The 1,737-nt window shown below is 36.8% G+C and carries 3 protein-coding genes; all 3 read left to right on the top strand.

The window, feature by feature from the left end; all coding sequences use genetic code 11:
• Window positions 1-884: hypothetical protein (locus tag ACOVO2_RS04535; protein ID WP_421768820.1), on the top strand; the 884-nt coding region annotated here is incomplete at its 5' end.
• Between the two features lie 96 nt (window positions 885-980).
• On the top strand, window positions 981-1,214 hold the full coding sequence (locus ACOVO2_RS04530) for a hypothetical protein (protein WP_421768819.1): 234 nt from the start codon (window positions 981-983) through the stop codon (window positions 1,212-1,214).
• Window positions 1,211-1,618, top strand: coding sequence for a putative toxin-antitoxin system toxin component, PIN family (locus ACOVO2_RS04525; protein WP_421768818.1), 408 nt, complete (start codon window positions 1,211-1,213; stop codon window positions 1,616-1,618). Before ACOVO2_RS04530 ends, ACOVO2_RS04525 begins: the two co-directional genes overlap by 4 nt.
• Window positions 1,619-1,737 lie beyond the last annotated feature (119 nt).

Genomic DNA, 1,737 nt, shown 5'->3' with positions numbered 1-1,737 from the left:
CCGATGATACTGCCCTCGGAAATCTGGCAATTTGGTATCACCAAAAGATTTTTGGTCAAAAAGACTCTATAATTCCAATTAAGTACAATATTTTCGACCAATTCCTTGATAAAAACCGTCAGAACCGACATTGGTATAATTATATGTATCACGGTTTCAAGAAATCGGGAGCGTATATGACTTGGCTGGCACAAGAATCGACTTTCGAAAATTGGCGTTTCCACAAAACCGTGATGCACAATTTAGTGTTTTTTCTGCCTTTTAGTGTGTGTTATCCGCACCCGTATGTGCCATATATTCCGTGGGGAACAAATGATGTGGATGTGGTGGTAAACGCCAATGTGCTTACTTATTTAACAAAAAAAGGCTCGCTTGATAAGAGTAAAGGCAGTAAAGCCGCTCACCAACTTATCGAAAAACACACTAAACGTGGACGATGGAATAGAATGGGCATTTATTACCCCAATCGTTATCATTTTCATTTTGCGGTCGGGCGAGCCTTAGCGGCAGGCGATACTGCCCTAAAAAACTCTGCAAAATTGCTGCTGGCTCACCTACAAAAAAGTCAAAAGCCTGACGGAAGCTACGAAAGTTGGAAGCACGTAAATAAGCGAGATGTCTTACAATCAACTACTTATGCCCTGCTGGCAATGCTTTATCTGAAAGAATCTGGTTTGGATGTTCCGCAAGAATCAATCAATCGAGCCATTGCATTTATTGATTCAAAGAAGAAAATCGAACAAAACCAAGCCTATTGGACAGGCGGTGTTTTCTTTTCGGGCGGAACAGTTGTTCGGAATATCCTCTATTTTACTTCCGATGCTTATACGACTGCTTTGGTCGCAATGGCTTATCAGAAATATCTAAGACAAATTAAGATTTGACAATTGGGTCGGGGTGATGGTTTGCATAGTGTTTAAATCTATCGTTAATTGTAAAATTGAGGATAAAAGATTATTTTTAGTGAAAATTTCAGACAAATGGCAGCACAAACAATCAATAGTCCACTGAGTGAAAGCCAATTATATATGCTTAGACTCATGGCGAATATCAAAGAAGATGATTTGGTAGAGATAAAAAAACTGGTGCGTAAGTATTTAGCTCAAAAACTAACCAAACAAGCTGATGCAGTATGGGAACAAAACGGATGGACAGCAGCCGATGAAGAACAAATTTTAAACTCACATTTAAGAACTTCATATAAAAGCCAATGAAGATTGTTTTAGATACTAATATTCTACTAACAATCATTTCGAGCAAATCGGCAAATCGAATGATTTTTGATTATTTTTTGGAAGAAAAATACACACTTTGCTTTTCAAATGAAATATTGGAGGAATATGCCGAAATAATTAGTAATAAAATGGGAGCTGATGTAGCACAAACATTAGTCGAATTATTGCTTGAACAGCCCAACGTAGAGCATATTACTCGATATTTCGCTTGGAATTTAATACAATCTGACCCAGACGACAATAAATTTGTGGACTGTGCCATTGCATGTAATGCTACATACTTAGTGAGTCAAGACCGCCATTTCGATATTCTAAAACAGATTCCCTTCCCAAAAATTCAAGTTTTAAAAGTAGAAGAGTTTTTGAAAGTTTTAATTCCATAAATCTTGGAGAATTAATGGGCAAAATGTCCGTGTGGTAAATCCTTCTTTACTCGCATTGAATCTTTCATAAATTGTATTTCTCCTCAAATTAAGATAAATTCGGGCATTATATTCATCTT

Source organism: Emticicia sp. (assembly GCF_049241225.1).
Taxonomy (GTDB): Bacteria; Bacteroidota; Bacteroidia; order Cytophagales; family Spirosomataceae; genus Emticicia.
The sequence above is the reverse complement of the archived record's forward strand: the minus strand, read 5'-3'. Positions and strand labels throughout refer to the sequence as shown.

Coding starts and splice junctions, on each gene's coding strand:
- ACOVO2_RS04530 (WP_421768819.1), top strand. CDS start 981: ATGGCAGCACAAACAATCAATAGTCCACTGAGTGAAAGCCAATTATAT.
- ACOVO2_RS04525 (WP_421768818.1), top strand. CDS start 1,211: ATGAAGATTGTTTTAGATACTAATATTCTACTAACAATCATTTCGAGC.